General features: G+C 68.4%; 29 protein-coding genes, 1 tRNA gene and 2 pseudogenes. 23 read left to right on the forward strand and 9 right to left on the reverse strand.

Features of this window, described 5'->3' with window-relative positions:
* Nucleotides 1-139: 139 nt before the first annotated feature.
* Both HWX14_RS06760 and HWX14_RS06765 read right to left on the reverse strand, forming a co-directional pair.
* Nucleotides 140-520, reverse strand: a complete 381-nt coding sequence (locus HWX14_RS06760) for a DUF4406 domain-containing protein (protein WP_175882040.1) — start codon at nt 518-520, stop codon at nt 140-142.
* Complete coding sequence (locus tag HWX14_RS06765; protein WP_175882357.1) at nt 517-1,116, reverse strand: NUDIX domain-containing protein; 600 nt, start codon at nt 1,114-1,116, stop codon at nt 517-519. The genes HWX14_RS06760 and HWX14_RS06765 overlap by 4 nt, the downstream gene beginning before the upstream one ends.
* 90 nt (nt 1,117-1,206) lie before the next feature.
* Between HWX14_RS06765 and HWX14_RS06770 the strand changes: the two genes are divergently transcribed.
* The 3 genes from HWX14_RS06770 to HWX14_RS06780 all read left to right on the forward strand — a co-directional run bounded on the left by HWX14_RS06770 (nt 1,207) and on the right by HWX14_RS06780 (nt 3,252).
* On the forward strand, nt 1,207-1,962 hold the full coding sequence (locus HWX14_RS06770) for a DeoR/GlpR family DNA-binding transcription regulator (RefSeq protein ID WP_175882041.1): 756 nt from the start codon (nt 1,207-1,209) through the stop codon (nt 1,960-1,962).
* A 139-nt stretch (nt 1,963-2,101) separates the two neighbouring features.
* Nucleotides 2,102-2,713, forward strand: coding sequence for a chromate transporter (locus HWX14_RS06775; RefSeq protein WP_175882042.1), 612 nt, complete (start codon nt 2,102-2,104; stop codon nt 2,711-2,713).
* Nucleotides 2,710-3,252, forward strand: a complete 543-nt coding sequence (locus HWX14_RS06780; protein ID WP_175882043.1) for a chromate transporter — start codon at nt 2,710-2,712, stop codon at nt 3,250-3,252. Before HWX14_RS06775 ends, HWX14_RS06780 begins: the two co-directional genes overlap by 4 nt.
* 40 nt (nt 3,253-3,292) lie before the next feature.
* On the opposite strand, the pseudogene HWX14_RS36870 reads toward HWX14_RS06780, so the two are convergent.
* Nucleotides 3,293-3,424 (reverse strand): annotated as a pseudogene (locus HWX14_RS36870) (methylmalonyl-CoA decarboxylase); the annotation flags it as partial.
* Here HWX14_RS36870 and HWX14_RS06785 point away from each other — a divergent pair.
* Nucleotides 3,415-3,612 (forward strand): annotated as a pseudogene (locus tag HWX14_RS06785) (LysR family transcriptional regulator); the annotation flags it as partial. The pseudogenes HWX14_RS36870 and HWX14_RS06785 sit on opposite strands and share 10 nt — an antisense overlap.
* A 77-nt stretch (nt 3,613-3,689) precedes the next feature.
* Entirely contained in the window at nt 3,690-4,316 is a 627-nt protein-coding gene (locus HWX14_RS06790) for a LysE family transporter (protein ID WP_175882044.1), read from the forward strand.
* Between the two features lie 3 nt (nt 4,317-4,319).
* Here the strand turns inward: HWX14_RS06790 and HWX14_RS06795 are convergent, their stop codons facing one another.
* Both HWX14_RS06795 and HWX14_RS06800 read right to left on the reverse strand, forming a co-directional pair.
* Nucleotides 4,320-5,486: a mandelate racemase/muconate lactonizing enzyme family protein gene (locus HWX14_RS06795; protein ID WP_175882045.1), complete on the reverse strand. Its 1,167-nt coding sequence runs from the start codon at nt 5,484-5,486 to the stop codon at nt 4,320-4,322.
* 339 nt (nt 5,487-5,825) lie between these two features.
* Entirely contained in the window at nt 5,826-6,170 is a 345-nt protein-coding gene (locus HWX14_RS06800; protein ID WP_175882046.1) for a cupin domain-containing protein, read from the reverse strand.
* A 207-nt stretch (nt 6,171-6,377) separates the two neighbouring features.
* Between HWX14_RS06800 and HWX14_RS06805 the strand changes: the two genes are divergently transcribed.
* Nucleotides 6,378-6,452, forward strand: a tRNA-Gly gene (locus tag HWX14_RS06805).
* 131 nt (nt 6,453-6,583) lie between these two features.
* A complete protein-coding gene (trmB, locus tag HWX14_RS06810) occupies nt 6,584-7,360 on the forward strand; it encodes a tRNA (guanosine(46)-N7)-methyltransferase TrmB (protein WP_175882047.1) in 777 nt (258 codons plus the stop codon).
* Nucleotides 7,361-7,453: 93 nt separating this feature from the next.
* Here the strand turns inward: trmB and HWX14_RS06815 are convergent, their stop codons facing one another.
* The 3 genes from HWX14_RS06815 to HWX14_RS06825 form a co-directional block, all read right to left on the reverse strand.
* On the reverse strand, nt 7,454-8,284 hold the full coding sequence (locus tag HWX14_RS06815) for an undecaprenyl-diphosphate phosphatase (RefSeq protein ID WP_011544783.1): 831 nt from the start codon (nt 8,282-8,284) through the stop codon (nt 7,454-7,456).
* Nucleotides 8,285-8,363: 79 nt separating this feature from the next.
* Nucleotides 8,364-8,945 (reverse strand): DUF1439 domain-containing protein, encoded by a 582-nt coding sequence (locus HWX14_RS06820; RefSeq protein WP_175882048.1) that lies wholly within the window; start codon nt 8,943-8,945, stop codon nt 8,364-8,366.
* Nucleotides 8,942-9,259 (reverse strand): YkgJ family cysteine cluster protein, encoded by a 318-nt coding sequence (locus tag HWX14_RS06825; RefSeq protein WP_175882049.1) that lies wholly within the window; start codon nt 9,257-9,259, stop codon nt 8,942-8,944. Before HWX14_RS06825 ends, HWX14_RS06820 begins: the two co-directional genes overlap by 4 nt.
* A gap of 172 nt (nt 9,260-9,431) precedes the next feature.
* On the opposite strand from HWX14_RS06825, the gene hemN reads away from it, so the two are divergent.
* The 16 genes from hemN to ureG all read left to right on the forward strand — a co-directional run bounded on the left by hemN (nt 9,432) and on the right by ureG (nt 24,051).
* Complete coding sequence (gene hemN, locus HWX14_RS06830; RefSeq protein WP_175882050.1) at nt 9,432-10,823, forward strand: oxygen-independent coproporphyrinogen III oxidase; 1,392 nt, start codon at nt 9,432-9,434, stop codon at nt 10,821-10,823.
* Nucleotides 10,824-10,919: 96 nt separating this feature from the next.
* Entirely contained in the window at nt 10,920-11,177 is a 258-nt protein-coding gene (locus HWX14_RS06835; protein ID WP_175882051.1) for a hypothetical protein, read from the forward strand.
* Between the two features lie 104 nt (nt 11,178-11,281).
* A complete protein-coding gene (locus tag HWX14_RS06840) occupies nt 11,282-11,938 on the forward strand; it encodes a protein-L-isoaspartate O-methyltransferase (RefSeq protein ID WP_175882052.1) in 657 nt (218 codons plus the stop codon).
* A gap of 14 nt (nt 11,939-11,952) precedes the next feature.
* Nucleotides 11,953-12,276, forward strand: a complete 324-nt coding sequence (locus HWX14_RS06845) for a rhodanese-like domain-containing protein (RefSeq protein WP_006476692.1) — start codon at nt 11,953-11,955, stop codon at nt 12,274-12,276.
* A 357-nt stretch (nt 12,277-12,633) separates the two neighbouring features.
* Entirely contained in the window at nt 12,634-13,941 is a 1,308-nt protein-coding gene (urtA, locus tag HWX14_RS06850; protein ID WP_175882053.1) for an urea ABC transporter substrate-binding protein, read from the forward strand.
* Between the two features lie 148 nt (nt 13,942-14,089).
* Nucleotides 14,090-15,709, forward strand: a complete 1,620-nt coding sequence (gene urtB, locus HWX14_RS06855) for an urea ABC transporter permease subunit UrtB (protein WP_175882054.1) — start codon at nt 14,090-14,092, stop codon at nt 15,707-15,709.
* Between the two features lies 1 nt (nt 15,710).
* A complete protein-coding gene (urtC, locus tag HWX14_RS06860; protein WP_175882055.1) occupies nt 15,711-16,898 on the forward strand; it encodes an urea ABC transporter permease subunit UrtC in 1,188 nt (395 codons plus the stop codon).
* Entirely contained in the window at nt 16,895-17,755 is an 861-nt protein-coding gene (urtD, locus tag HWX14_RS06865) for an urea ABC transporter ATP-binding protein UrtD (RefSeq protein WP_175882056.1), read from the forward strand. The genes urtC and urtD overlap by 4 nt, the downstream gene beginning before the upstream one ends.
* Before the next feature lie 4 nt (nt 17,756-17,759).
* Nucleotides 17,760-18,452 carry an urea ABC transporter ATP-binding subunit UrtE gene (gene urtE / locus HWX14_RS06870; protein ID WP_175882057.1) on the forward strand — a complete coding sequence of 231 codons (693 nt, stop codon included), beginning with the start codon at nt 17,760-17,762 and terminating at the stop codon, nt 18,450-18,452.
* A 153-nt stretch (nt 18,453-18,605) separates the two neighbouring features.
* Complete coding sequence (locus tag HWX14_RS06875; protein WP_175882058.1) at nt 18,606-19,481, forward strand: urease accessory protein UreD; 876 nt, start codon at nt 18,606-18,608, stop codon at nt 19,479-19,481.
* 236 nt (nt 19,482-19,717) lie between these two features.
* The gene (gene ureA, locus HWX14_RS06880) at nt 19,718-20,020 is read left to right on the forward strand and encodes an urease subunit gamma (RefSeq protein ID WP_006406310.1); all 303 of its coding nucleotides are present in this window, start codon (nt 19,718-19,720) and stop codon (nt 20,018-20,020) included.
* Between the two features lie 8 nt (nt 20,021-20,028).
* Nucleotides 20,029-20,334, forward strand: a complete 306-nt coding sequence (locus HWX14_RS06885; protein WP_175882059.1) for an urease subunit beta — start codon at nt 20,029-20,031, stop codon at nt 20,332-20,334.
* A gap of 28 nt (nt 20,335-20,362) precedes the next feature.
* Nucleotides 20,363-22,069, forward strand: a complete 1,707-nt coding sequence (gene ureC / locus HWX14_RS06890; protein ID WP_175882060.1) for an urease subunit alpha — start codon at nt 20,363-20,365, stop codon at nt 22,067-22,069.
* An 18-nt stretch (nt 22,070-22,087) separates the two neighbouring features.
* On the forward strand, nt 22,088-22,720 hold the full coding sequence (ureE, locus tag HWX14_RS06895; protein ID WP_175882061.1) for an urease accessory protein UreE: 633 nt from the start codon (nt 22,088-22,090) through the stop codon (nt 22,718-22,720).
* Complete coding sequence (locus HWX14_RS06900; RefSeq protein ID WP_175882062.1) at nt 22,707-23,387, forward strand: urease accessory UreF family protein; 681 nt, start codon at nt 22,707-22,709, stop codon at nt 23,385-23,387. The genes ureE and HWX14_RS06900 overlap by 14 nt, the downstream gene beginning before the upstream one ends.
* Nucleotides 23,388-23,403: 16 nt before the next feature.
* Nucleotides 23,404-24,051, forward strand: coding sequence for an urease accessory protein UreG (gene ureG / locus HWX14_RS06905; RefSeq protein ID WP_175882063.1), 648 nt, complete (start codon nt 23,404-23,406; stop codon nt 24,049-24,051).
* A gap of 79 nt (nt 24,052-24,130) precedes the next feature.
* On the opposite strand, the gene waaA is transcribed toward ureG, so the two are convergent.
* Complete coding sequence (waaA, locus tag HWX14_RS06910) at nt 24,131-25,492, reverse strand: lipid IV(A) 3-deoxy-D-manno-octulosonic acid transferase (protein WP_175882064.1); 1,362 nt, start codon at nt 25,490-25,492, stop codon at nt 24,131-24,133.
* Between the last annotated feature and the right edge of the window lie 31 nt (nt 25,493-25,523).

Below are 25,523 nucleotides of genomic sequence, written 5' to 3' on the forward strand. Positions count from 1 at the left end.
CATACGCCGGTTCGGGCATCGCGCGGCATCGGCCGCGCAACGGCGTGACGCTGCGCGCGCGTGCGGCAACCGACGATGCAAATGCGCGCCGTCCGCAAGCGCCGCAGCGGCGATGCCGCGACCCCGCGCCCACGCTTGCTCAGTGAGCCGAATCGTCCTGCGCAACCGGTATCTCGTCGACCGCGAAATAGACCGGCTTGCCGAGTTGCCGCGCAAGATCTACGTCCGCATCCGCCCCGCGCGACGCGCCGCCGATGCGCAGCACCGCATCGCAGCGTCGCAGCAGCCGGTGCGCGGCCGGATACAGGAAGGTTTCGCCGATCGCGTCGCCCAGTTGCGTCGACCCGGCCGCGGCCGCGAGCGGCAGCGACACCCATTCGCCGATCATCGGCACGTGACCGCGGCGATACACGGCGAGCGCCGCCGCTTCCAGCCGGCGCAGGTTCGCGGCGATACGCGCGGAGTCGCCATCCGTGCCGCTGCGATAGGGGCCGGCGACCAGCACGAGCCGCGGCGTCATGCGGCGCGGGCGCCGGCGGTTTCCCGCAGCGCGACGTACTGCAGCAGCATGATCGTCTTCGCATCGACGATCTCGCCGCGCTCGACTGCGTCCAGCGCCGCCTGCAGCGGCATCTCGACGACTTCGAGATCCTCGCCCTCTTCCGCGACGCCGCCGCCCGCGCCGGTGCGCAGCGACGCATCGTATTCGCCGACGAAGAAATGCAGCTTCTCCGTCACCGAACCCGGGCTCATGAACGCCTCGAACACCTTGCGCACGCCGCGCACGCGATAGCCGGTCTCCTCCTCGGCCTCCGCGCGGATGCGCGCTTCGGGTGTTTCGTCGTCGAGCAGCCCGGCCGCCGCTTCGAGCAGCATGCCGTCGTGCCCGCTCACGAACGCCGGCATCCGGAACTGGCGCGTGAGCAGCACGTCGCCCGTCTCGGCATGACGCAGCAGGATCGTCGCGCCGTTGCCGCGATCGTAGGTCTCGCGGCTCAGGCGCTGCCACGTTCCGTCGCGGCGCAGGAAATCGAACGTTACCTTCCGCAGCACATACCAGTCGTCGGACAGCACCGTCGTATCGACGATGCGGACCCGCTCCCGCGTTGCAGCCATAACAGCCATTGCAGTCTCCAGTTCGACAAAGGACCGCGCCCATGGTAACGTGCATATTCGTGCAATTTCAAGAATTTTCGTGCAAACACGATGCTGACGACGCAACGCAAGAAGGCGATTCTCGATGCGCTCGCGCGCGACGGCCAGGTGCTGGCCGCCGAGCTGAGCGTGCAATTCGGCGTATCCGAAGACACCGTGCGCCGCGACCTGCGCGAGCTCGCGGCCGAAGGGCTGTTGCAGCGCGTGCATGGCGGCGCGCTGCCGGCGTCGCCGGCCGTCGCGCCGTTCGCGCAGCGCGAGGCGCTCGAAACCACGGAGAAGCGGCGCATCGCACGGCGAGCCGCGCAGATGATCGCGCCCGGGCAGGTGGCGATCGTCGACGGCGGCACGACCTCCGCGCTGCTCGTCGGCCAGTTGCCGGCCGACCTGCGCGCGACGATCGTCACGCACAGCCCGAGCGTCGCGGTCGCGCTGGCCGCGCATCCGTCGATCGACGTGATCCTGATCGGCGGGCGGCTCTACAAGCACTCGATCGTCGCGGTCGGCGCGGCGGCGATGGAAGGCATCGCGCGCATTCACGCGGACCTGTACTTCATGGGCGTCACCGGCGTGCATCCGGTCGCCGGCCTGAGCACCGGCGATTTCGAGGAAGCGGCGATCAAGCGCGCGCTGGCCGAACGCGCGGCCGAGACGGTCGTGCTCGCGTCGCAGTCGAAGCTGCGCGCGGCGTCGCAGTTCGTGATCGGCGACCTCACGCTGGCGCAGACGATCGTCGTCGAACAGGAAACCGACGCCGCGCTGACGAAGCCGATCGAGGCCGCGGGCGTGACGGTGGTGCGCGCGTAGCGACGGTACGTTCGGGCTCGCGCCTGGCCGACCGGTTGCGAAGTGTCGTCGCGCAGGCGGACGAGTCGATGTCAGCGTGCTGACAGGCTCCGCTTGCTAACATGGGCGATCGCCCGATCGCCACGTGCTACCCACTCCGATGCCCTCGCCCTCCGCCACGACGCCCACGGCACCACCCGCGGGCGACGCCCCGCCGCCGGGCGTCCTCGCACTGTTCGTCGCGTTCGCGCAGATCGGTCTGACCAGCTTCGGCGGCGGGCTCAGCGGACGGATGATGCGCGACTTCGTCTACGAGCGGCGCTGGCTCGACGAAGAGGCGTTCCTCAACGGCCTCGCGCTGTCGCAGGCGTTGCCGGGCGTCAACGTGAAGAACCTCGCGATCTGGATCGGCTACCGGCTCGCCGGATGGCGCGGCGCGGTGGCCGGCTTCACCGGCATCATCGCGCCGCCGGCCGTGCTGATCGTGCTGTTCGGCATCGCGTTCTCGACCCTCACGCGCTTTCCGCTCACGCATGTCGCGCTCGCCGGTGCGGCGGCCGCGGCGATCGGGCTGTCGATCTCGATGGCGATCACCGCGGTGCGCCGGCTGCCGCGCCGCATGCTGCCGTTCGCGGTGATGACGCTCACGTTCGTGTCGGTGGCGGTGCTGCACTGGCCGCTCGTGTGGACCGTGCTGATCGGCGGCATGCTGAGCGTCGCGCTCGAATACCGCCGTGCGGCCGCCGCGCCGGCCGGGAGCGACGCACGATGAACGCGTCCGCACGTTACGCCGCACTGTTCGGCGTGTTCGCGCCGCTGTCGATCGCGACGATCGGCGGCGGGCAGGCGGTCATCGCGGATATCCAGCGGCAGGTCGTCGACGTGCATCACTGGATGAGCGCCACGCAATTCGTGAACGACTTCGCGATCGCGCGGATGGCGCCGGGCCCCGGCTCGTTGCTCGCGACGCTGATCGGCTGGCAGGTGGCCGGCTTCTGGGGCGCGGTGATCGCGACGCTCGCGCTGTTCGGCCCGACCGCGTTCCTGATCTACGGCGTCGCGCATCTATGGCGGCGGCACCGGGGCGCGCGCTGGCAGATCGCGCTCGAAGCCGGCCTGCGCCCGGTCGCGGCCGGCATGATCCTCGCGTCGGTGTGGGTGCTGCTGCAGGCGCTCGACGGCGGCTGGGCGGCTCGCGCGATCGCGGTGGCGTCGACGCTGTGCGTGATCTATACGCGCGTTCATGCGCTGTTGCTGATCGCGATCGGCGCGCTGCTGCTCGTCGGCGTACACGCGCTCGGCGGCGCTTGACCCGCGCCGCCGTCGTCGCATCGAGACGTCGCCTGCTCGCCTAAACGCCGCGAAACACCGGCGCACGCCGCTGCGCAAACGCACGCAACCCTTCGTCGAAATCCGCGCCTTCGCATGCCTGCCGGCGCAACTCGGCGATCCGTTCGAACGCGTCGGCCGGCAACGGCCGCGCACGTCGAGATCGAGGAGCGCAAGCTCAAGCTGTCGACGGTCGCGCACCGGCTGTTCGCGCGCGACCTGTCGCTGTGCTGGCACGACACCGCGCTCGTCAGCAACGCGGTGCAGAAGGTGAAGGCCGAAATCGTCCGGCTGTTCGACACGCTCGGGCAGCGGCCGGAGTGGGCGGCCGGGGGGCATTGACAATGGCCGCCGGCACCCCTTAACGTAGCTCCATCCTAACCATCACCGGTTCAGCTTAAGAGGTTGTCGGCCCGCTCGTGCTCGACACCTCCGCCTTCCTCGAAGGCCTGCTGCTTGGCGCTGGCCTGTTCACGTCGGTCGGTCCCAAGGACGCCTTCGTCATCAAGCGCTCGATTTCGAGCCCTCACCTGCTCTCCATCGCCCTCGTCTGCGCGGGCAGCGACGCGCTGCTGATCGCGCTCGGCGCGCACGGGCTGTCGGCGTTGCTATCGCGCCATCCCGGCGTGGTGTCGGCCGCGCTGTGGGCCGGTATCGCGTATCTCGCCGGTTACGGCCTGCTCGCGCTGCGCTCGGCGATCGTCGGACGGCAGCCTGAGCATCTAGATGGCTCACACGTCGGCAGCGAATCCACGCGGTCGAGCACGGTGCTCGCGACCGCAGCCGTTTCGCTGCTCAATCCGTATGCATGGATCGATACCGTGCTGCTGCTCGGGACCGTGATCGTGAGCCACACGCCGTCCGCCCGCGCGCCATTTGCGATCGGCGCGATGACTGCGTCGCTGGCGTGGTTCCTGATGCTCGTCTATGGCGCACGCGCGTGCCGTGCGTGGTTCGCTCGTACGCTCGCATGGCGCGTGCTCGATGGCTTCGTCGCGGTGATGATGCTCGGCTTCGCGGTGCGTTTCGCGATCGACGCGCTTTAGGCGTCAGCGGCCCGATAGCGATATCGCGCGGAATGCGTCGTGCGCGTGGGCATGCAGCTCGAACCCGATGCCCGGTGTCTGCGGCACGCGCGCGTATCCCGCGTCGACGATTTCGCCATCGGCGAGTCCGCTGAATGGTTCGAATGCGAACGGGCTGACTTCCGCGCCGCCGAGCCCGAGCGCCGCGACGACGTGCAGCGAGAACAGGTGGCCCCCATGCGGCCAGAACGCGTCGCGCCGCCAGCCGCGCGACACGAAGTGATCGACGATCTGCAGATAGCCCGGCAACCCGTAGCTGTGCACGGGATCGAACACCAGCACGTCGCGGTCGGCGCGCAGGCCGCCGTAACGGTCGAGCAGCTTCGCTTCCGCGAGCGAGAACAGCGCTTCGCCTGCCGCGATCGGCGGTGTATACCGCATGGCGACGTCTGCCTGGAGCGGCAGGTCGAGCGGGTCGCAGATGTCCTCGAACCACCAGAGGTCGAACCGCGCGAGCATGTCGGCCGCCTCGTGGGCGGTCGTCGCGTCGTACGTGTTCATCGCGTCGACTGCGAGATGCGAAGGGCCTGCCAGTTGCTCGGCAGCGGCTTCGATGCGGCGCCGGTCCTGCTCGAAATCCGCGCCCCCGATCTTGATCTTCGCGTGCGTGTAGCCGAGATCGACGATCCGGCGTATCTCGTCCGACAGGCGCGCGAGATCGTCATGCGGATAGCGGTAGCCGCCGCCGGCGTACACGCGCACGCGTGGCGCTGCCGTGCGTTGGAGGCTGTCGGCGAGAAAGCGGTGCAGCGGCCGGTCGGCGATCTTCGCGGCGGCGTCCCAGATCGCCATGTCGAGCGCGCCGACCGCGACGCAGCGTTCGCCGTGCCCGCCCGGCTTCTCGCCGGCCATCATCGCGCGCCAGGCGCGGAACGGGTCGAGGTTCGTGCCGGCTTCGTCGGCGAGCGTGTCGGCGGCGGCCAGCAGGCGCGGCGCGAACCGTTCGCGGATCAGGCCGCCCTGCGCGAAGCGGCCGATCGACGCGTAGCCGTAGCCCGTCACCGGGCGGCCGTCGCGCACGACGTCAGTGACGACCGCGACGATACTCGTCGTCAGGCCGCCGGACGCAATCGCCGGATCGGCATAGCGGGACACGGGAATCGCACGTTCGTGGACTGCGGTGATACGCATGGTCGGGGCTCCGGTGGGGCGTCCGGGGCAGGCGGAAGGGTTCGTGCGCTGCAGCGGAAACGGTGGGCGGATCGCTGCATCTTAGGGGTTTGCGTGGCGGTGTGCAGGATCGGCGGCAAGCGTCATCGCGTCGTTGCAGGACAACCGTGCGTTGAATTCGTCACGGGGTGCGGTCGGATAGCGGAGCGCGCCGAGCGGGTGACCATGCTCGGTGCGCTGTTTCCGAACCGGGGCGACTTTTATTGAACCGGAATCCTCGCTTGCCCCTCCCGGCTTCGTGAACCGCGAGGATGTGGGGCGATGACGGTATGCGTGGGTCGGGTCGAATCGACCGCCCGCTCAGGCGAAGACGAAGTACTTGCGCACCGTCTCCACCACTTCCCATGTTCCTTTCATGCCGGGTTCGATCACGAACACGTCGCCGGCCTTCAGATGCACCGGCTCCTCGCCTTCCGGCGTGATGATGCAGTAGCCGTCGAGGAAGTGGCAGTACTCCCATTTTTCGTAATTCACCTCGAACTTGCCGGGCGTGCAGATCCAGGTGCCCATGATCTTGCCGCCGTCCTTCGAGACGTACGCGTTGAGGTTCACGGTGTGCGGATCGCCGCCAATACGCTTCCACTTGGTCGCGTCAAGGACAGGCGTCGGGCAGGTTTTACGCAGAACGGTGATGAAATCGGACATGTCGGCTCCAGATTGACGATCGTATGAGAGACCTGTCACGTTAGTTCGAAAGCTTTACCCGGGCTTGTATGCTTCCGACGCCGACCGGTCTATTTTCGACAGCAGCTATGTGCAAGCGTGCCGCCCGGGCCGCGCCAGTTTCGATACAGCCGACCCAAACACCTCGCTTGCCATCCCCACCCAAACCCCTGTAGAATTGCGCGTTCTGCGGGCGTCGTATAATGGCCATTACCTCAGCTTCCCAAGCTGATGACGTGGGTTCGATTCCCATCGCCCGCTCCACTTTCCGGCTGCACGACAGCCTGCGCATGAGCCGCCTCGTCGAAGGCGGCTTTTTTGTACCATGCGCCGAATCGCCCGGCAGCACTGCTGCGCAACGGGCCCTCGCCCGAACCGAGCCTTTCTCTGTACCGATGATGCACGACGATCCGAACGAAGCCGGCCTGCCGCCGCACGACGACGCCATTCCCGACGAAGCCGACCAAGCCACCGAAGGCGCCGACGAAGTCAACCCGCTGCACCGCCGCCGCATCCGCAGCTTCGTGACGCGCGCCGGCCGCGTGTCGACCGGCCAGCGCCGCGCGCTCGACGAGTTCGGCCCGCGCTTCGTGGTCCCGTATGCGCCGGAGCTGCCCGACTGGAACGCGATCTTCGGCCGTAGCGCGCCGCGCATCCTCGAGATCGGTTTCGGGATGGGCGCGTCGACCGCCGAAATCGCCGCGCACCGCCCGGGCGACGATTTCCTCGGCGTCGAGGTGCACGAGCCGGGCGTCGGCGCGCTGCTGAAGCTGATCGGCGAGCAGGGTCTGACGAACATCCGCATCATCCAGCACGACGCGGTCGAGGTGATCGAGCACATGCTCGCGCCGGAAAGCCTCGACGGCGTGCACATCTTCTTCCCCGATCCGTGGCACAAGGCGCGTCACCACAAGCGCCGGCTGATCCAGCCGCCGCTCGTCGCGCATCTCGCGTCGCGCCTGAAGCCCGGTGCATACCTGCACTGCGCGACCGACTGGCAGAATTACGCGGAGCAGATGCTCGAAGTGCTCGGCGCGGAACCGACGCTCGAAAACACGGCCGCCGATTACGCGCCGCGCCCCGACTACCGCCCGGTGACGAAGTTCGAACGGCGCGGGCTGCGGCTCGGCCACGGTGTGTGGGACCTGGTATTCCGCAAGCGCGCAGGCTGAGCGCCCCGCCCCGCGCAGAATAAAAAATCCCGACCGACGCCACGCGCCGGTCGGGATTTTTTCATGGAGCGGCGCATCGGCCCCTCGCCAGCCTCACGCCCAGTTCAACCACCCGCTGTAACCCACCAACAGCACGAACAGCCCGAACGCGATCCGGTACCACGCGAACACCGTGAAATCATGCGTCGCGACGTAGCGCAGCAGCCAGCGCACACACACGAACGCGCTGACGAACGCCGCGACGAGCCCGAGCGCGAATAGCCCAAGCGAATCGACGGTGAATGCCTGCCAGTCCTTCACGGTTTCGTAGAGCGTCGCGCCGAAGATGATCGGGATCGCGAGGAAGAACGAGAATTCGGTGGCGACGCGCCGGTCGAGACCGAACAGCATCCCGCCGATGATCGTCGAGCCCGAGCGCGACATGCCGGGCACCAGCGCGAAGCACTGCGCGATCCCGACCTTCAGCGCGTCGAGCGGCGTCAGCGCGTCGACCGACATCACGCGCGGCGGCTCGCTGCGTTCGCGCTGCCGCGCCTCGGCCCACAGGATGATCGCGCCGCCCACGACGAGCGCGAACGCGACGGGCACCGGCGAGAACAGCACGGCCTTGATCTTCTTCTCGAACAGGAGGCCGAGCGCGATCGCGGGAATCGTCGCGATCACGACGTTCAGCGTGAAGCGCTGCGCATCGGGCCGGCTCGGCAGCCCGGACACGACGGACACGATCCGCTGCCGGTATTCCCAGCAGACCGCGAGGATCGCGCCGAACTGGATCACGACGTCGAACGTCTTCGCGTGCGAATCGTTGAAATTCAGGAAGCTGCCCGCGACGATCAGGTGACCGGTGCTCGACACCGGCAGGAATTCCGTCAGCCCCTCGACGACGCCGAGGATCAATGCCTTGCAGATCAGGATCCAGTCCATCCGTGGCCCAACTCCGAAATGGTCGAAAGAAAAGGCCACTCTTGCGCGCGCGGCCCACCCGGCCGTGCGCGCCCCGTCGTCACTTTTCGACGATCGCCACGCGTATGCCGTTTGTAAGGATCGTAATTGTACCGGGTTCGTAGTTCACCCCGGCAAATTGCAGTTGTTCCGGCTTGAACGTGTAGATCGGGTAGTTGGTCAGCAACTGCGTCGCGAGCAGCCCGGCGGCGGCGCCGACCTGCTGCGCGTACATCTGCGCGTCGCCGTCGAGCACGAGACTGTCGACGGCCGGCGCCCTCAGCACGACCGAGCGGCTCGGCGCGTCGTACGCGAGCTGGCCGGACACGGTGAACTTGCCGCTGACGGGCGCGCGCAGGAACGGGCTCACGAAGTTCGCGTCGAGCTGCACGGCCACGCGGTTCTGGTCGGGCAGCAGGTTGACGGCCGGGTTCGCGAGCGACACGTCGACGACCTGCGCGACCGTCTTCTGGTAAGGAAACTTGCGCGCGACGGCCTTCTGCACGTCGCCGCGCGAGAACGTGTAGTGATCGGGGATGAACGGGAACGTCGACGCGCACGCGGCAAGCGATACGCACACGCCGACGGCGCCGACAGCGGCAGCGAGAAAACGGCGCCGGCCGGGCGCGCGAGGGACGGTCATGCTGATTTCTCTCCTGGATGCGCCGGCCGCGTCGCGACCTCGAGGCGCGTGAGCCACGCGAGCGCGTCGTCGCGCGACGCGCCGCACATGTCGGCGGACGACTGCAGCCCGGAGCAGCACGCGGGGCGCTCAGGCCGGCCGAAGATCATGCAGCGCAGGTCGTCGCCAAGCTGCACGCAGCGCACGCCGGCCGGCTTGCCGTCGGGCATGCCCGGAATCGGGCTGGAAATCGACGGGGCGATGCAGCACGCGCCGCAGCCCTCGCGACACGCATGCGGCGGCAGGGCTTCGGCGGGCGCCGGGCGGACAGGCATTTCGACGGACACTCGGCTCTCTCGACGAACAACGAAAAACGGTGCGGCAACCGGACGCGGCGTCCGGCAGCCCCACCCCGCATTGTGCCATCCCCGGCTGCGACGTTATTACACAATGCAGCCGAATCGCGCGTTCATATACTCGAAAACATCTAAAAAGCGCGAGACCATCATGCACTCTGGTTCTGCCGACACGATGTTCCGTCCCGATTTGCTCACGAAATACGGCGCGAACGGGCCGCGCTATACGTCGTACCCTACCGCACTGCAATTCCGCGACGATTTCGATCCGGCCGACTACGTCCGCGCGGCGGGCGACCCCGGCGCGTCGTCGAGCGACCTGTCGCTGTACTTCCACATCCCGTTCTGCAATACCGCGTGCTTCTATTGCGGCTGCAACAAGATCGCGACCAACAACCGCCGCCGCGCGCGCCCGTATCTCGACCAGCTCAAGCGCGAGATGGCGCTGCAGGCCACGCTGTTCGATCCGTCCCGCCCCGTCACGCAACTGCACTGGGGCGGCGGCACGCCGACCTTCCTGTTCGACGACGAAACGGCCGAGCTGATGGCGGCCACGCGCGCGCATTTCGCGCTCGCGCCGGACGCCGACGCCGAGTTCTCGATCGAGATCGATCCGCGCACGGTCACGCCGGCGACGCTCGTCCACCTGCGCACGATCGGCTTCAACCGGCTGAGCCTCGGCGTGCAGGATTTCGACCCGGCCGTGCAGCAGGCGATCAACCGGATCCAGCCGCGCGCGATGACGGCCGACCTGCTCGCCGCCGCGCGCGCGACGGGCTTCCACTCGGTGAGCGTCGACCTGATCTACGGACTGCCGCACCAGATGGTCGCCGTGTTCGCACGCACGCTCGAGACGATCATCGAACTCGCGCCCGATCGCCTGTCGGTGTTCGGCTACGCGCACATGCCGCACCTGTTCAAGATGCAGCGGCAGATCGACGATGCAACGTTGCCGCCGCCGGAAACGCGCATCGCGCTGCTCGGCCTCGCGATCGACATGCTGACGTCGGCCGGTTACGTGTACATCGGGATGGACCACTTCGCGCGGCCGTCCGACGAACTCGTGCGCGCGCAGCGCAACGGCACGCTGCAACGCAATTTCCAGGGCTACAGCACGCGCGCGGATACCGACCTGATCGGCTTCGGCGTGTCGTCGATCGGCAAGGTCGGCGACGTCTACGCGCAGAACGCGAAGGACCTGCCCGCGTACGGCGCCGCGCTCGACGCGGGCCGGCTGCCGATCGCCCGCGGCGTACGGCTCACGCCGGACGACCGGCTGCGCCGCGACGTGATCACGCAACTGATGTGCAACCTCGAACTGCCGTTCTCGCATGTCGATGCCGTGCACGGCATCCGCTTCGCCGATCATTTCGCGCGCGAGCTCGATGCGCTGCGCCCGTTCGAGCGCGACGGGCTGCTGACGATCGCAGGCGACCGGCTGACGATCCATCCGGCCGGCCGGATGGTCGTGCGCAACATCGCGATGGCGTTCGACGCGTACCTCGGCCAGACGCCGCGGCAGCGCTACTCGCGCACGGTCTAAGGCCGGTTCGCACGGCAAGGGGCGGTCGCGGGCCGCACGCGGTCGGCCGGTTTGATAGAGTGTGAGGCTTACATCCGCTTCGCCAGCCCCCCCAAGATGCGCACCACCAAAGCGACCCACGCGGTCGAACGCCTGAAGGCCCGTTCCGGCAACCCGCAATTCGCGGCCGTCGCGATGGCGGGCGGCCTGTTCTATCTCGTCGACCGCTCGGGCGGCACCGCCGAGAAGCGCTGCGAGCCGCTGCCGCTCGACGAATTCGTCAAGTTCGTCGACGAATTTGGCCCCCAAAAACCGCGCAAGGCGAGCAAGCTCGACCTCGCGTTCGAGGCGCAGATCAAGAAGAGCAAAGGGTAAAGGTCTGTTGCAGGCCGCCTGAAGGCTTCGCGGCCGTGCCGTTTGGTACAATCACGAAGTTTCTCTATCCCCGCTGATGGCCGACCAGGCTGCGTGACCACACCATGAATATCGAAAACGCGCGTTTCAACATGATCGAACAGCAGATCCGTCCGTGGGACGTGCTGGATCTGGATGTCCTGGGCCTGCTGTCGATCGTCAAGCGTGAAAACTACGTGCCGGCCCAATACCGCGATCTCGCGTTCGCCGATCTCGAACTGCCGCTGCCGGGCGGCGCGAGCAAGATGCTGTTCCCGCGCGTCGAAGCGCGCGTGCTGCAGGAGCTGACGGTCAAGAAGCACGAGAACGTGCTCGTGATCGGCGCGGGCTCGGGCTACCTGGCCGCGCTGTTCGCGCATCGCGCGCAGCACGTGACGGCCGTCGAGATCGATCCGGCGATCGCGAAGTTCGCGGAAGACAACCTGCGCAACGACGGCGTGACCAACGCCGAAGTCGTGCTCGGCGACGGTTCGCGCGGCTGGGCCGCGAAGGCGCCGTACGACGTGATCTGCGTCGCGGGCGGCCTGCCGGTCGTGCCGCAGGAAATGCTCGAACAGTTGAAGGTCGGCGGCCGCCTGTCGGCGTTCGTCGGCGGCCGGCCGGTGATGAAGGCGCAGATCATCACGCGCATCGACGACAAGCAGTACCGCGTCGCCGACGTGTTCGAAACGTACATCGACCACTTGGTCAACGCGATCGAGCCGTCGCGCTTCAAGTTCTGAGCGCCGGAGCCTCCATGCAGATCCTGACGCCCGCGATGCTCGCGGAATGGCTCGGCGACACGGCGCGCCCCGCGCCGGTCGTGCTCGACGTGCGCGAGCCGTGGGAAATCGCGACCGCGCAGATCGCCGGCAGCGTGGCGATTCCGATGCAGCAGATTCCCGCGCGCAGCGAAGAGCTCGACGACGAAGCGGAAATCGTCTGCGTGTGCCATCACGGGATGCGCAGCGCGCAGGTCGCGATGTTCCTCGAATCGCGCGGCTTCACGAAGCTGTACAACCTGCAAGGCGGCATCGACGCGTGGTCGCGCGACGTCGATCCGTCCGTGCCGCGCTACTGATCGACCCTTCCGGCGGCGCATCGCGCGCCGCTGCGCCGCCCGGCACCCTGCCGCCGGCCACACCGATCCGCCGAACGGGCGCGCACCGCGCGCCCGTTGTTCTTTTCCTCCCCCGCTTTCCCTGCGTTTCGACGCCGCCCCACCGCCGTGCACCATTTGCGCCCGTGCGTCTGCACCGCAACGGACCGCGCATGCTGCACGGCGCGTCATCCGCACCGTCCCGATGCCCGCCGGTGCCCGCCGACGCCCCGCGCAGGCACGCCGGGCGTGCATCCGCGCGACTGGCACATGCCTTGCGTTACACGATGGCCGGCGCCGCCACGGCGCACGCGCATCCAACACGACAAGGGGATACCGATGAAACGTCGCAGTCTGTTGAAGTTCGGTTCGATGGCCGGCGCGCTCGCGCTGGCGGGCAAGAGCCCGTTCGCGCACGCGGCCGATGCGGGCACCGGCCCGATCAAGGTCGGCATCCTGCATTCGCTGTCGGGCACGATGGCGATCTCGGAGACGTCGCTGAAGGACACCGCGCTGATGACGATCGCCGACATCAACAAGAGCGGCGGCGTACTGGGCCGCAAGCTCGAGCCGGTGGTGGTCGACCCCGCGTCGAACTGGCCGCTGTTCGCCGAGAAGGCGCGCCAGCTGCTTACGCAGGACAAGGTCGCGTGCGTGTTCGGCTGCTGGACGTCGGTGTCGCGCAAGTCCGTGCTGCCGGTGTTCGAGGAGCTGAACGGGCTGCTCTACTACCCGGTGCAGTATGAAGGCGAGGAAATGTCGCGCAACGTGTTCTATACGGGCGCCGCGCCGAACCAGCAGGCGATTCCGGCCGTCGAGTACCTGATGGGCGCGGAAGGCGGCGGCGCGAAGCGCTTCTTCCTGCTCGGCACCGACTACGTGTATCCGCGCACGACCAACAAGATCCTGCGCGCGTTCCTGAAATCGAAGGGCGTGAAGGACGCCGACATTCAGGAGGTCTACACGCCGTTCGGCCACAGCGATTACCAGACCATCGTCGCGAACATCAAGACCTTCTCGCAGGGCGGCAAGACGACCGTGATCTCGACGATCAACGGCGACTCGAACGTGCCGTTCTACAAGGAGCTCGGCAACCAGGGGATCAAGGCGACCGACGTGCCGGTCGTCGCGTTCTCGGTCGGCGAGGAAGAGCTGCGCGGGATCGATACGAAGCCGCTCGTCGGCCACCTCGCCGCGTGGAACTACTTCATGTCGGTGAAGAACCCGACCAACACGAAGTTCAAGGACCAGTTCGCCGCGTGGGTGAAGGCGAACAACCTGCCGGGCGGCGCGAAGCGCGTGACCAACGATCCGATGGAAGCGACCTACGTCGGCATCCACATGTGGAAGCAGGCCGTCGAGAAAGCGAAGAGCACCGACGTCGACAAGGTGCGCGTCGCGATGATCGGCCAGACGGTGGCCGCCCCGTCGGGCTTCACGCTCGCGATGGACGGCAACCATCATCTGCACAAGCCGGTGATGATCGGCGAGATCCGCGGCGACGGGCAGTTCAACGTCGTGTGGAAGACGAAGACGGCCGTGCGCGCGCAGCCGTGGAGCCCGTTCATCGCGGGCAACCAGGGCAAGCCGGACATCGTCAGCTCGATTCCGGCGTTCCTGCGCCGGCAGCGCGCGGCGCTGGCGTGACGCCGTGCGGCGCGTCGCGCTTCGTGTGCGACGTGCCGCTCGCTTGCTCGCCCGCTGCCGATGCGCCGGCCGCGCTTGCCGTGACCAGCCGCCCGCGCCGACGCAGCGCCGCACCGCTCCGCTCCCCCACGCCCGACAGGATTCCCCGATGCCTACACGCTTTCGCCGAGCCGCCCGCGCGATCGCGGCGTGCGCCGCCCTCGCGGGCCTGCTGCCGCACGCCGCGTTCGCGCTGACGGCGGCCGACACCGCCGCGCTCGCCGGCGACGACTTCGACGCGAAGACGGCCGCGATCGAACGGCTCGCCGCCGACACCGATCCGCGCGCCGTCGCGGTGCTCAACGCGCTGTCGAGCGGCGATGCGCTCGCGACCGGCGACGGCCGCCTGCTGATCCAGTCCGGCGACACCGCACACGACGCGCTCACGCAGGCCGCGACGCCGGCCGGCGACGCGCAGCCGGTGATGCTGAACAACCTGCTGCGCACGAAGATCGCCGGCGCGCTGTCGGGCCTCGCGCTCGCATCGCCCGACGTAGCCGCGCGCCGCGACGCGATCGACGCGCTGCTGAAGTCGCCCGACCCGGCGCTCAAGCCGATGATCGATCGCGCGCGTGCCAAGGAAACCGATCCGGCGTTAAAGCGCCGTCTCGATGCACTGTGGGCGATCGCCGCGCTGCACGATGCCGATCCGGCGAAACGCCTCGAAGCCGTGCAGGTGGTGGCCGCGCGCAGCGATCTCGACATGATCGAACAACTGCGTCCGCTCGTCGCGAAGAACGCCGACGGCAGTTACGCGGAACCCGACGCGCGCGTGCGCGACGCCGCGCAACAAGGGCTCGATACGTTGCACGCGCTGCAGCGCCGCGGCGAAATCGTCGGCACGGTGTTCGCCGGCCTGTCGCTCGGCAGCGTGCTGCTGCTCGCCGCGCTCGGCCTCGCGATCACGTACGGGCTGATCGGCGTGATCAACATGGCGCACGGCGAATTCCTGATGATCGGTGCGTACGCAACCTATGTGGTGCAAACGCTGATCCAGCGCTACGCGCCCGGCGCCTTCGACTGGTATCCGCTCGTTGCCGTGCCGGTGTCGTTCGCGGTGGCCGCGCTCGTCGGCATCGTGCTCGAACGACTCGTGCTGCGACACCTGTACGGCCGCCCGCTCGAAACGCTGCTCGCGACCTTCGGCGTGAGCCTGATCCTGATCCAGGCCACCCGCATGCTGTTCGGCGCGCAGAACGTGCAGGTCGTGAACCCGTCGTGGATGAGCGGCGGCGTGACCGTGATGCAGAACCTGATCCTGCCGTACAACCGGCTCGCGATCCTCGCGTTCGCGCTCGCGGTGGTGTTCGTCGCGTGGGCCGTGCTGACGAAGACGCGGCTCGGCCTGTTCGTGCGCGCGGTCACGCAGAATCGCCGGATGGCCGCGTGCGTCGGCGTGAAGACCGCACGCGTCGACGCGTATGCGTTCGCATTCGGCGCGGGCATCGCGGGCCTCGGCGGCTGCGCGCTGTCGCAGATCGGCAATGTGGGCCCCGATCTCGGCCAGAACTACATCATCGATTCGTTCATGGCCGTCGTGCTCGGCGGCGTCGGGCAGATCGCCGGCACCGTGCTCGGCGGCTTCGGGCTCGGCCTCGCGAGCAAGGCGATCGAGCCGTTCTGGGGCGCCGTACTCGCGAAGATCGCGGTGCTCGTGATGATCGTGCTGTTCATCCAGAAACGCCCGCAGGGGATGTTCGCCCCGAAGGGCCGCAGCGCGGAGGCTTGACGTGACTTCATTCACCGATTCGATATCGAACCCGGTCGCCGGCACGTCGCAGCCCGCTGCCGGCGCGCGCGCGGCGGACGGCTTCGCGCTCGGCCTGCCGCCGCGCCCCGCGCTGCTGTCGCGCCGCGCGTGGCTCGCGCTCGTCGCGCTGTGCGTGGCGATCGGCATCGGCGTGCCGCTCGCCGCGCTCGTCGCGCCGGAAGCGAGCGCGTTCCATCTGTCCGCGTACACGATGACGCTCGCCGGCAAGCTGATGTGCTACGCGATCGCCGCGCTCGCGCTCGATCTCGTGTGGGGCTACTGCGGAATCCTGAGCCTCGGCCACGGCCTGTTCTTCGCGCTCGGCGGCTATGCGATCGGCATGTACCTGATGCGCGAGATCGGCCGCGAAGGCAAGTACGGCAGCGACCTGCCCGACTTCATGGTGTTTCTCGACTGGCACCAGTTGCCGTGGTACTGGAGCGGCACGCAGCATCTCGCCTGGGCGCTCGCGCTCGTCGTGCTCGTGCCGGCCGTGCTCGCGTGGGTGTTCGGCTTCTTCACGTTCCGCTCTCGCGTGAAAGGCGTGTACCTGTCGATCATCACGCAGGCCATGACGTTCGCCGCGATGCTGCTGTTCTATCGCAACGAGACGGGCTTCGGCGGCAACAACGGCTTCACCGATTTCAAGCGCATCGCCGGCTTCGCGATCACGTCGCCGGGCACGCGCACGGTGCTGTTGCTGCTGACCTTTGCGACGCTCGTGCTCGCGTTCATCGCTGCGCGCGCGATCGTCACGAGCAAGCTCGGGCGCGTGGTGACCGCGGTGCGCGACGGCGAGACGCGGCTGATGTTCCTCGGCTACAGCCCGCTCGCGTACAAGCTGTTCGTGTGGACCGTGTCGGCCGTGCTGTGCGGCATCGCCGGCGCGCTGTACGTGCCGCAGGTCGGCATCATCAATCCCGGCGAGATGTCGCCCGGCAACTCGATCGAAATGGCGATCTGGGTCGCGGTGGGCGGGCGCGGCACGCTGATCGGGCCGATCGTCGGCGCGTTCGCGGTGAACGGCGCGAAGAGTTTCTTCACCGCGTACTTCGCCGAATACTGGCTGTTCTTCCTCGGCCTGATCTTCGTGCTCGTGCCGCTCTTGCTGCCGCGCGGGATCATGGGCCTCGTCGAAACCGTGCTCGCGAAGGGGAAACGCACATGAACGGAACGGCTCTCTATCAGTTCACGCCGCCGCCGCCCGAAGACGAGCTGCTTGCCGTCAGCGGCACCGCGTCGATGGGGCGCGTCGTGCCGGCCGGCATCGACACGTCGCACGGCACGATCCTCTATCTCGAGGATATCGAGGTGAGCTTCGACGGTTTTCGCGCGCTGAAGAAGCTGTCGCTCGCGATCGACGCGGGCGAGCTGCGCTGCGTGATCGGCCCGAACGGCGCAGGCAAGACGACGATGATGGACGTGATCACCGGCAAGACGCGGCCCGATGCGGGCAAGGTGTTTCTCGGCCAGACGATCGACCTCGCGCGGATGAACGAACCCGAGATCGCGCGGGCGGGCATCGGCCGCAAGTTCCAGAAGCCGACCGTGTTCGAACAGCATCCGGTGTGGGAAAACCTCGAACTCGCGATGCAGACCGACAAGGGCTGGCTCGCGTCGCTGCGCGCGCGGCTCGACCGCACCGCGCAGGCGAAGATCGAGGAGACGCTCGCGCTGATCGGCCTCGAAAGCCATGCGTATCGCGCGGCCGGCGAGCTGTCGCACGGGCAGAAGCAGCGGCTCGAAATCGGCATGCTGCTGATGCAGCGTCCCGCGCTGCTGCTGCTCGACGAGCCGGCGGCCGGCATGACCGACCACGAGACGATGGAACTCGCCGAGCTGCTGAACACGCTGCGCGGCACCTGCTCGATGATGGTCGTCGAGCACGACATGGAATTCGTCGCGGCGCTCGCGGGCGACACGGGACGCGTAACGGTGATGGCCGAAGGCGCGGTGCTCGCGCACGGCACGCTCGACCAGGTCAAGCGCGACGACGCGGTGATCGAGTCTTACCTCGGACGATGATGCGATGCTGAAAATCGAAGCGCTGAACCAGTACTACGGCGGCAGCCATATCCTGCGCAACGTGAACCTCGCCGCCGAGGACGGCAAGCTCACCGTGCTGCTCGGCCGCAACGGCGTCGGCAAGAGCACGCTGCTGCGCTGCCTGATGGGGGTCGTCGCCGCGAAAAGCGGCAGCGTGTCGTGGCGCGGCACCGCGCTCGGTGCGTTGCCGCCGTATGCGCGCGTCGCGGCCGGGCTCGCGTACGTGCCGCAGGGCCGCGACATCTTTCCGCGGCTCACCGTCGAGGAGAACCTGCTCGTCGGCGCGGCGAGCCGCAAGGCGCCGTCGAAAGTGCCCGATCGCATCTATGACCTGTTCCCGGTGCTGAAGGACATGCGCGCGCGGCGCGGCGGCGACCTGTCGGGCGGCCAGCAGCAACAGCTCGCGATCGGCCGCGCGCTGATGAGCGAGCCGCAGTTGCTGATCCTCGACGAGCCGACCGAAGGCATCCAGCCGTCGATCATCCAGGACATCGGGCGCACGCTGCGGCAGCTCGTCGACGAATCGAAGATGACGGTGCTGCTCGTCGAACAGTATTACGATTTCGCGCGCTCGATCGCGGATCGATATTGGGTGATGAGCCGCGGTGAGATCGTCGCGGGGGGTGATGCGCGCGATATGGAAACGAACGGTGTGCGCGAGCTGATCGCGGTGTGATGGGGGGCACGGCGGTAGGCATGGCTTGGGATACGTACGGCCGGCGCGCGGGATGCCTGCATGCGGCGCTTCCAAGGAACGCGGCATCTGCATTATTGTTCCGGTAGCATCCACGTTCTTCGCACCCGCTTCCTCGTTTCCCGTTCGCCGCCGATGTCCGCCCCCGACTCCCACGCCTCGCTGTCCCGCCCCGCCGTCGCCAAGTCGTGGCGCGGCCGCCTCGAGCTCGGCTTCGAGCGGCACGGTGCGCGCACGACCCTCGCGCACCGGCTGCACGACGGCCCGTTGCGCGTGCAGCGGCCGCTGTACCCGGAAGGCGACGCGATCTGCCACGCGGTGATCGTCCATCCGCCGGGCGGCGTCGCAGGAGGCGACCGGCTCGACATCGACATCGCGCTCGGCGACGGCACGCACGCGGTGCTGACGACGCCCGGCGCGACCAAGTGGTACAAGTCGAACGGCCTCGACGCGACGCAGCGCATCGGCATCGCGGTCGGCGCACACGCGAAGCTCGACTGGCTGCCGCAGAACAACCTGTTCTTCGACGCGGCGCACGCCGCGCTCGACTTCAAGGTGACGCTCGGCAACGGCGCGAGCGCGCTCGGCTGGGACGCGACGCAGCTCGGCCGCCAGGCGGCCGGCGAAACGTGGTCGGCAGGACGCATCGCGTCGACGTCGGCGCTCGTCGATGCCGACGGCCGGCCGCTGTGGACCGAGCGCGCGCTGCTCGACGCGCGCGACCCGCTGCGCGGCGCGCTGCAGGGCCTCGCCGGCTTTCCCGCGTACGGCACGCTGTGGGCCGTCGGCGCCGCGTGCGACGCCGCGCTCGCCGAATCGCTCGCCGCGCGCATGCCGTTCGACGATACGCTGCGCGCCGGCGCGACCTGCGTGACGCCCGGCGTCGTGCTGGTGCGCGCGATGTCGACGTCGATGGAAGCGCTGCAGCGCCACTTCACCGACTGCTGGCTTCACCTGCGCCCCATCGTGCACGGCGTCGACGCGCGCCCGCTGCGTCTGTGGCAAACCTAAACGCGCACGCATCACGCACCGTTTCGGCGCAGCACCACCACACGCGGCGCACACTCCGCATGCATCGCGCACCACGAACGCGCATGACGGCACGTCGGATGCACATGGCACGCACCTTGCTGCTTACATAAGCGATACACGACGCACGCAAAACAGCGCGGTGCTACGATGATCCGCACCCCTGCCCGGTTGCGTGCGCACCGATAAAAATTACGTTTTCCTGAACGCCTGCCTTCATGAAACTGACTCCCCGCGAAAAGGACAAGCTGCTGATCTTCACGGCGGCGCTGCTCGCCGAACGCCGTCGTGCGCGCGGCCTGAAGCTCAACTATCCGGAGGCGGTGGCCTTCATCACCGCGGCGCTGATGGAAGCCGCGCGCGACGGCAAGACGGTGGCCGAGGTCATGCACTACGGCACGACGCTGCTCACGCGTGACGACGTGATGGACGGCGTGCCGGAAATGATTCCCGACATCCAGGTCGAAGCGACCTTCCCCGACGGCACGAAACTCGTGACCGTCCACCACCCGATTCCGTGAGGCCCCGCATGATCCCCGGCGAAATCCTCACCGACGACGGCGAACACGAACTGAACGCGGGCCGCGAAACGCTGTCGCTCGTCGTCGCGAACACCGGCGACCGCCCGGTGCAGGTCGGCTCGCACTACCACTTCTTCGAAGTCAACGACGCGCTGTCGTTCGACCGCGCGGCCGCGCGCGGCTTCCGGCTCAACATCGCGGCCGGCACGGCCGTGCGCTTCGAGCCGGGCCAGACGCGCACCGTCGAACTCGTCGCCCTCGCGGGCGAGCGCGCCGTCTACGGTTTTCAGGGCAAGGTGATGGGGCCGCTGTAAGCCGCGCCCCGCTCTTCAGGAACAGCACATGACACTACGCTTGAGCCGCCGCGCGTACGCGGAAATGTTCGGGCCGACGACGGGCGACCGCGTCCGGCTTGCCGATACCGAACTGCTGATCGAGATCGAACGCGACTTCACGACCTATGGCGAGGAAGTGAAGTTCGGCGGCGGGAAAGTGATCCGCGACGGGATGGGCCAGTCGCAGCGCGTGGCCGCCGACGTGCCCGATACCGTCATCACGAATGCGGTGATCCTCGATCACTGGGGCATCGTGAAGGCCGACATCGCGATCAAGCACGGCCGCATCGCGGCGATCGGCAAGGCCGGCAACCCCGACATCCAGCCGGGCGTGACGATCGCGATCGGTGCCGCGACCGAAGTGATCGCCGGCGAAGGGCTGATCGTGACCGCGGGCGGCATCGACACGCACATCCACTTCATCAGCCCGCAGCAGATCGACGAAGCGCTCGCGTCGGGCGTCACGACGATGCTCGGCGGCGGCACCGGGCCGGCGACCGGCACCAACGCGACCACCTGCACGCCGGGCCCGTGGCACATGGAACGGATGCTGCAGGCCGCCGACGGCTGGCCGATCAACCTCGGCTTTCTCGGCAAGGGCAACGCGAGCCTGCCGCAGCCGCTCGTCGAGCAGGTCGCGGCCGGCGCGATCGGCCTGAAGCTGCACGAGGACTGGGGCACGACGCCCGCCGCGATCGACAACTGCCTGTCGGTGGCCGACGACACCGACACGCAGGTCGCGATCCACACCGACACGCTGAACGAAGCCGGCTTCGTCGAATCGACGGTCGCCGCGTTCAAGGGCCGCACGATCCACACGTACCACACCGAAGGCGCGGGCGGCGGCCATGCGCCCGACATCCTGAAGGTGTGCGGCGAGATGAACGTGCTGCCGTCGTCGACCAACCCGACGCGCCCGTACACGATCAACACCCTCGACGAACATCTCGACATGCTGATGGTGTGCCATCACCTCGATCCGTCGATCGCCGAGGATCTCGCGTTCGCCGAATCGCGTATTCGTCGCGAGACGATCGCGGCCGAGGACATCCTGCACGATCTCGGCGCGCTGTCGATGCTGTCGTCCGATTCGCAGGCGATGGGCCGCGTCGGCGAGGTGATCATCCGCACGTGGCAGACCGCGCACAAGATGAAGGTGCAACGCGGCGCGCTGCCGGAAGACGGCGCGCGCAACGACAATTTCCGCGCGAAGCGCTACGTCGCGAAGTACACGATCAACCCGGCGCTCACGCACGGGATCGCGCATGAAGTCGGCTCGATCGAGCCCGGCAAGTGGGCCGACCTCGTGCTGTGGGAGCCGGCGTTCTTCGGGATCAAGCCGTCGATGATCCTGAAGGGCGGGATGATCGCCGTCGCGCAGATGGGCGACCCGAACGCGTCGATCCCGACGCCGCAGCCGGTTCACTATCGCGAGATGTTCGCGACGCGCGGCGGGGCGCTCGCGCGCACGTCGCTGACCTTCGTGTCGCAGATGGCGGCCGACGCGGGCATCGCGGAGCGCTACGGCCTCGCGAAGCGGATCGTGCCGGTGCGCAACTGCCGCAACGTGACGAAGGCCGACATGATCCACAACGCATGGCGTCCGTCGATCAGCGTCGATCCGGAAACCTACGACGTGATCGCCGACGGCCAGTTGCTCACCTGCGAACCGGCGACGGTGCTGCCGATGGCGCAGCGCTATTTCCTGTTCTGATTCGGAATCCCCAGTTTCATGCGCACCCTCGACAAACGCATTGCCCCGAACGTGAAGCTCGCCGCGTCGCTCGTCGCGCGTGCGCCGACGCTCACGCTCGCCTATGACGCCCGCTGCAAGAGCCGCCTCGCGGCGACGCTCGACACCGGCGAGGACGTCGCGGTCCTGCTGCCGCGCGGCACCGTGCTGCGCGACGGCGACGTGCTCGTCGCTGACGACGGTGCGCTCGTGCGCGTCACCGCTGCCCCCGAAACCGTGCTGCTCGTGCGCACGGCCGACCCGCTCACGCTGATGCGCGCCGCGTACCATCTCGGCAACCGTCACACGCCGGTCGAGATCGGCGACGGCTACCTGAAGCTCGAGGCCGATCCCGTGCTCGCGGACATGCTGCGCCGGCTCGGCACGCAGGTCGAGGAAACGCATGCACCGTTCCAGCCGGAAGCCGGCGCGTACGGCGGCGGTCACAAGCACGGGCACGACGCGACGTTCGCCGAAGACTACGCGCTCGCGCAGCAGGTGTTCGGCGAACACCACGGGCATTCGCATTCGCACGATCACGATCACGATCACGATCACGATCACGATCACGATCACGATCATCAGCATGGTCCCGGCTGCACGCACGGCCACCACGGTCATGACCACCACTGAACTCGTCGCGCTGCTGCACCTCGCGTCGCCGGCACTGCCGATCGGCGCGTACAGCTATTCGCAGGGCCTCGAAGCCGCGCTCGACGCGAACCTGATCCGCGATGCCGATTCCGCGCGCGACTGGATCGCGAGCGGCCTGACCGACGTGCTCGCGCACTGCGAGTTGCCGTTCCTCGCGCATCAGCTCACCCGCTGGCAGACGCACGACACGCACGCGCTCGTCGCCGAAAACGCGTGGTTCGTCGCGAGCCGCGAATCGGCCGAGCTGCGCCGCGAAACCGAACAGATGGGCTGGTCGCTCGCGCAGCTGTGCGCGTCGCTCGAATGGGGCGACGCCGCACGCCGCGCGACGCTCGCGGCGCTGTCGCCGATCGCGCTGCCGACCGCGTTCGCGTACGCGGCCGCCGCACACGACGCCAGCGCCGACGCGACGCTCGCCGCGTACGCATTCGGCTGGGTCGAGAACCAGACGTCCGCCGCGCTGAAGGCCGTGCCGCTCGGCCAGCTCGCCGGGCAACGCATCATCGTCGCGCTGCGCGGCGCGATCGACGCCGCCGTGCGCCGTGCGCTCGCGACGCCGCCCGACGCCGTCAACACGTTCGCGCCGCAGCTCGGCATCCTGTCCGCGCGGCACGAAACCCAGTACTCGCGGTTGTTCCGCTCCTGAACTCCATCGCCCGACCATGAACGCACCTGTCCCCTCCTCCGCCCGTCGCACGAAAAAACTGCCGCCGCTGCGCGTCGGCATCGGCGGCCCCGTCGGCTCCGGCAAGACCACGCTGCTGGAAATGCTGTGCAAGGCGATGCGCGAGCGCTACGACCTCGTCGCGATCACCAACGACATCTATACGAAGGAAGATCAGCGGCTGCTGACGGTCGCGGGCGCGCTGCCCGAGGAACGCATCATGGGTGTCGAGACGGGCGGCTGCCCGCACACGGCGATCCGCGAGGATGCGTCGATCAACCTCGAAGCCGTCGACCGGATGCTCGCGCGCTTTCCCGATGCCGACATCGTGTTCATCGAGTCCGGCGGCGACAATCTCGCGGCGACCTTCAGCCCCGAGCTGTCGGACCTGACGATCTACGTGATCGACGTCGCGGGCGGCGAGAAGATTCCGCGCAAGGGCGGCCCCGGCATCACGAAGTCCGACCTGCTCGTGATCAACAAGACCGACCTCGCGCCGCTCGTCGGCGCGAACCTCGACGTGATGGCATCCGACACGAAGAAGATGCGCGGCGAGCGGCCTTACGTGATGACGAACCTGAAGGCGCTCGAAGGCGTCGCGGACGTGATCGCGTTCATCGAGAAAAAGGGATTGCTGACGGTGTGAGCGGCATGGCGGCGGCTCACGTCGCCGCCATGCGTGCGCGGGCGGCCTTGCGCCGCCCTTCGTCTATTCGTCTATTCGTCTATTCGTCTTCGGAAGAAACGCCCTGCCCGCCCGGCAGCGCATGCGCGCCGGCTTCGGCAGGCGGCAGCAGCGCGGCGAGCACGTCGACCGTGCGCGCGGTCGCGCCGCGGTGACGCGACGCGAAGGCCGCGCCGGCCGCGCCCATCGCGATGCGCCGCGCCTTGTCGGCGAACAGCGCGTCGAGCACGTGCGCGAGATCGAGCGGATCCGCGACCTGCATCGCCGCACCTGCCGCGACCGCGTCCGCGGTCGCCTGCGTGAAGTTGAACACGTGCGGCCCGATCAACACCGGCACGCCGACCGCGCACGCTTCGATCAGGTTCTGCCCGCCGAGCGGCAGCAGGCTGCCGCCGATGAATGCGATGTCGGCCGCCGCGTAGTACGCGCCGAGCTCGCCCATCGAATCGCCGAGCAGCACCGTCACGTCGCCGGCCAACGGTTCGGCGGCCGGCCGGCCGGCTGCGAGCGCGGCCGCATCGGCCGCCCACACCGAACGCCGTACGCACTTGAGCCCGCTGCGCGCGACGAGCGCCTCGACTTCGGCGAAGCGCTGCGGATGACGCGGCACAAGCACCAGAAGCGCGCCGGGCGTGCGCATTTCCGAGAACGCCTGCAGCACCAGCGCCTCTTCGTTCTCGCGCGTGCTGGCGGCGACCCACACTGGCCGCGCGCCGATCGCGTCGCGCCACGCATGGCCGCGTGCCGCGAGTTCCGGCGGCGTCGTCATGTCGAACTTCAGGTTGCCGAGCACGGTCACGTTGCGCGCGCCGAGCGACGTCAGCCGCTCCGCGTCGGCCGGGCTCTGCGCGAGCACGCGCGAGAAGCCGCCGAACACGTCGCGCGTCGCCGTGCCGAACTTCGCCGCGCGCCGGAACGAACGCGCGGACATCCGCGCATTGGTCAGCACGAGCGGCACGTCCGCGCGGCGGCACTCGTCGATCAGCGTCGGCCACACCTCGGTTTCCATCACGAGGCCGAGCGTCGGCCGCCATGCATGCAGAAAACGCCGCACCGCGCCCGGCATGTCGTACGGCAGGTAGCAGCGCAGCACGCGATCGCCGAAGATCTGTTCGCCCGTCGCGCGGCCGCTCGGCGTCATGTGCGTGAGCAGGATGCGCGCATCGGGGCGCGCGTGCATCAGCGCGTCGATCAGCGGCTGAGCGGCGCGCGTCTCGCCGACCGACACCGCATGCACCCAGATCAGCGGTGCGCGGTCGTCGCGCGAGCGTCCCGCGACGTGGCCGAAGCGCTCGCCGATGTGCTCGCGATAGCCGCGCTCCTTGCGCGAACGCACGTAGAGCCGGATGACGGCGGCCGGCGCGACGAGCCACCACAGCGCGCGATAGATCGCCCTCAGCATGCGGCCGCCCTCGTGTTGCGTCGAAGCAGGT

The sequence above is a fragment of the Burkholderia sp. BCC0044 genome (genome assembly GCF_902832955.1).
In the GTDB taxonomy this organism is placed as follows: Bacteria; Pseudomonadota; Gammaproteobacteria; order Burkholderiales; family Burkholderiaceae; genus Burkholderia.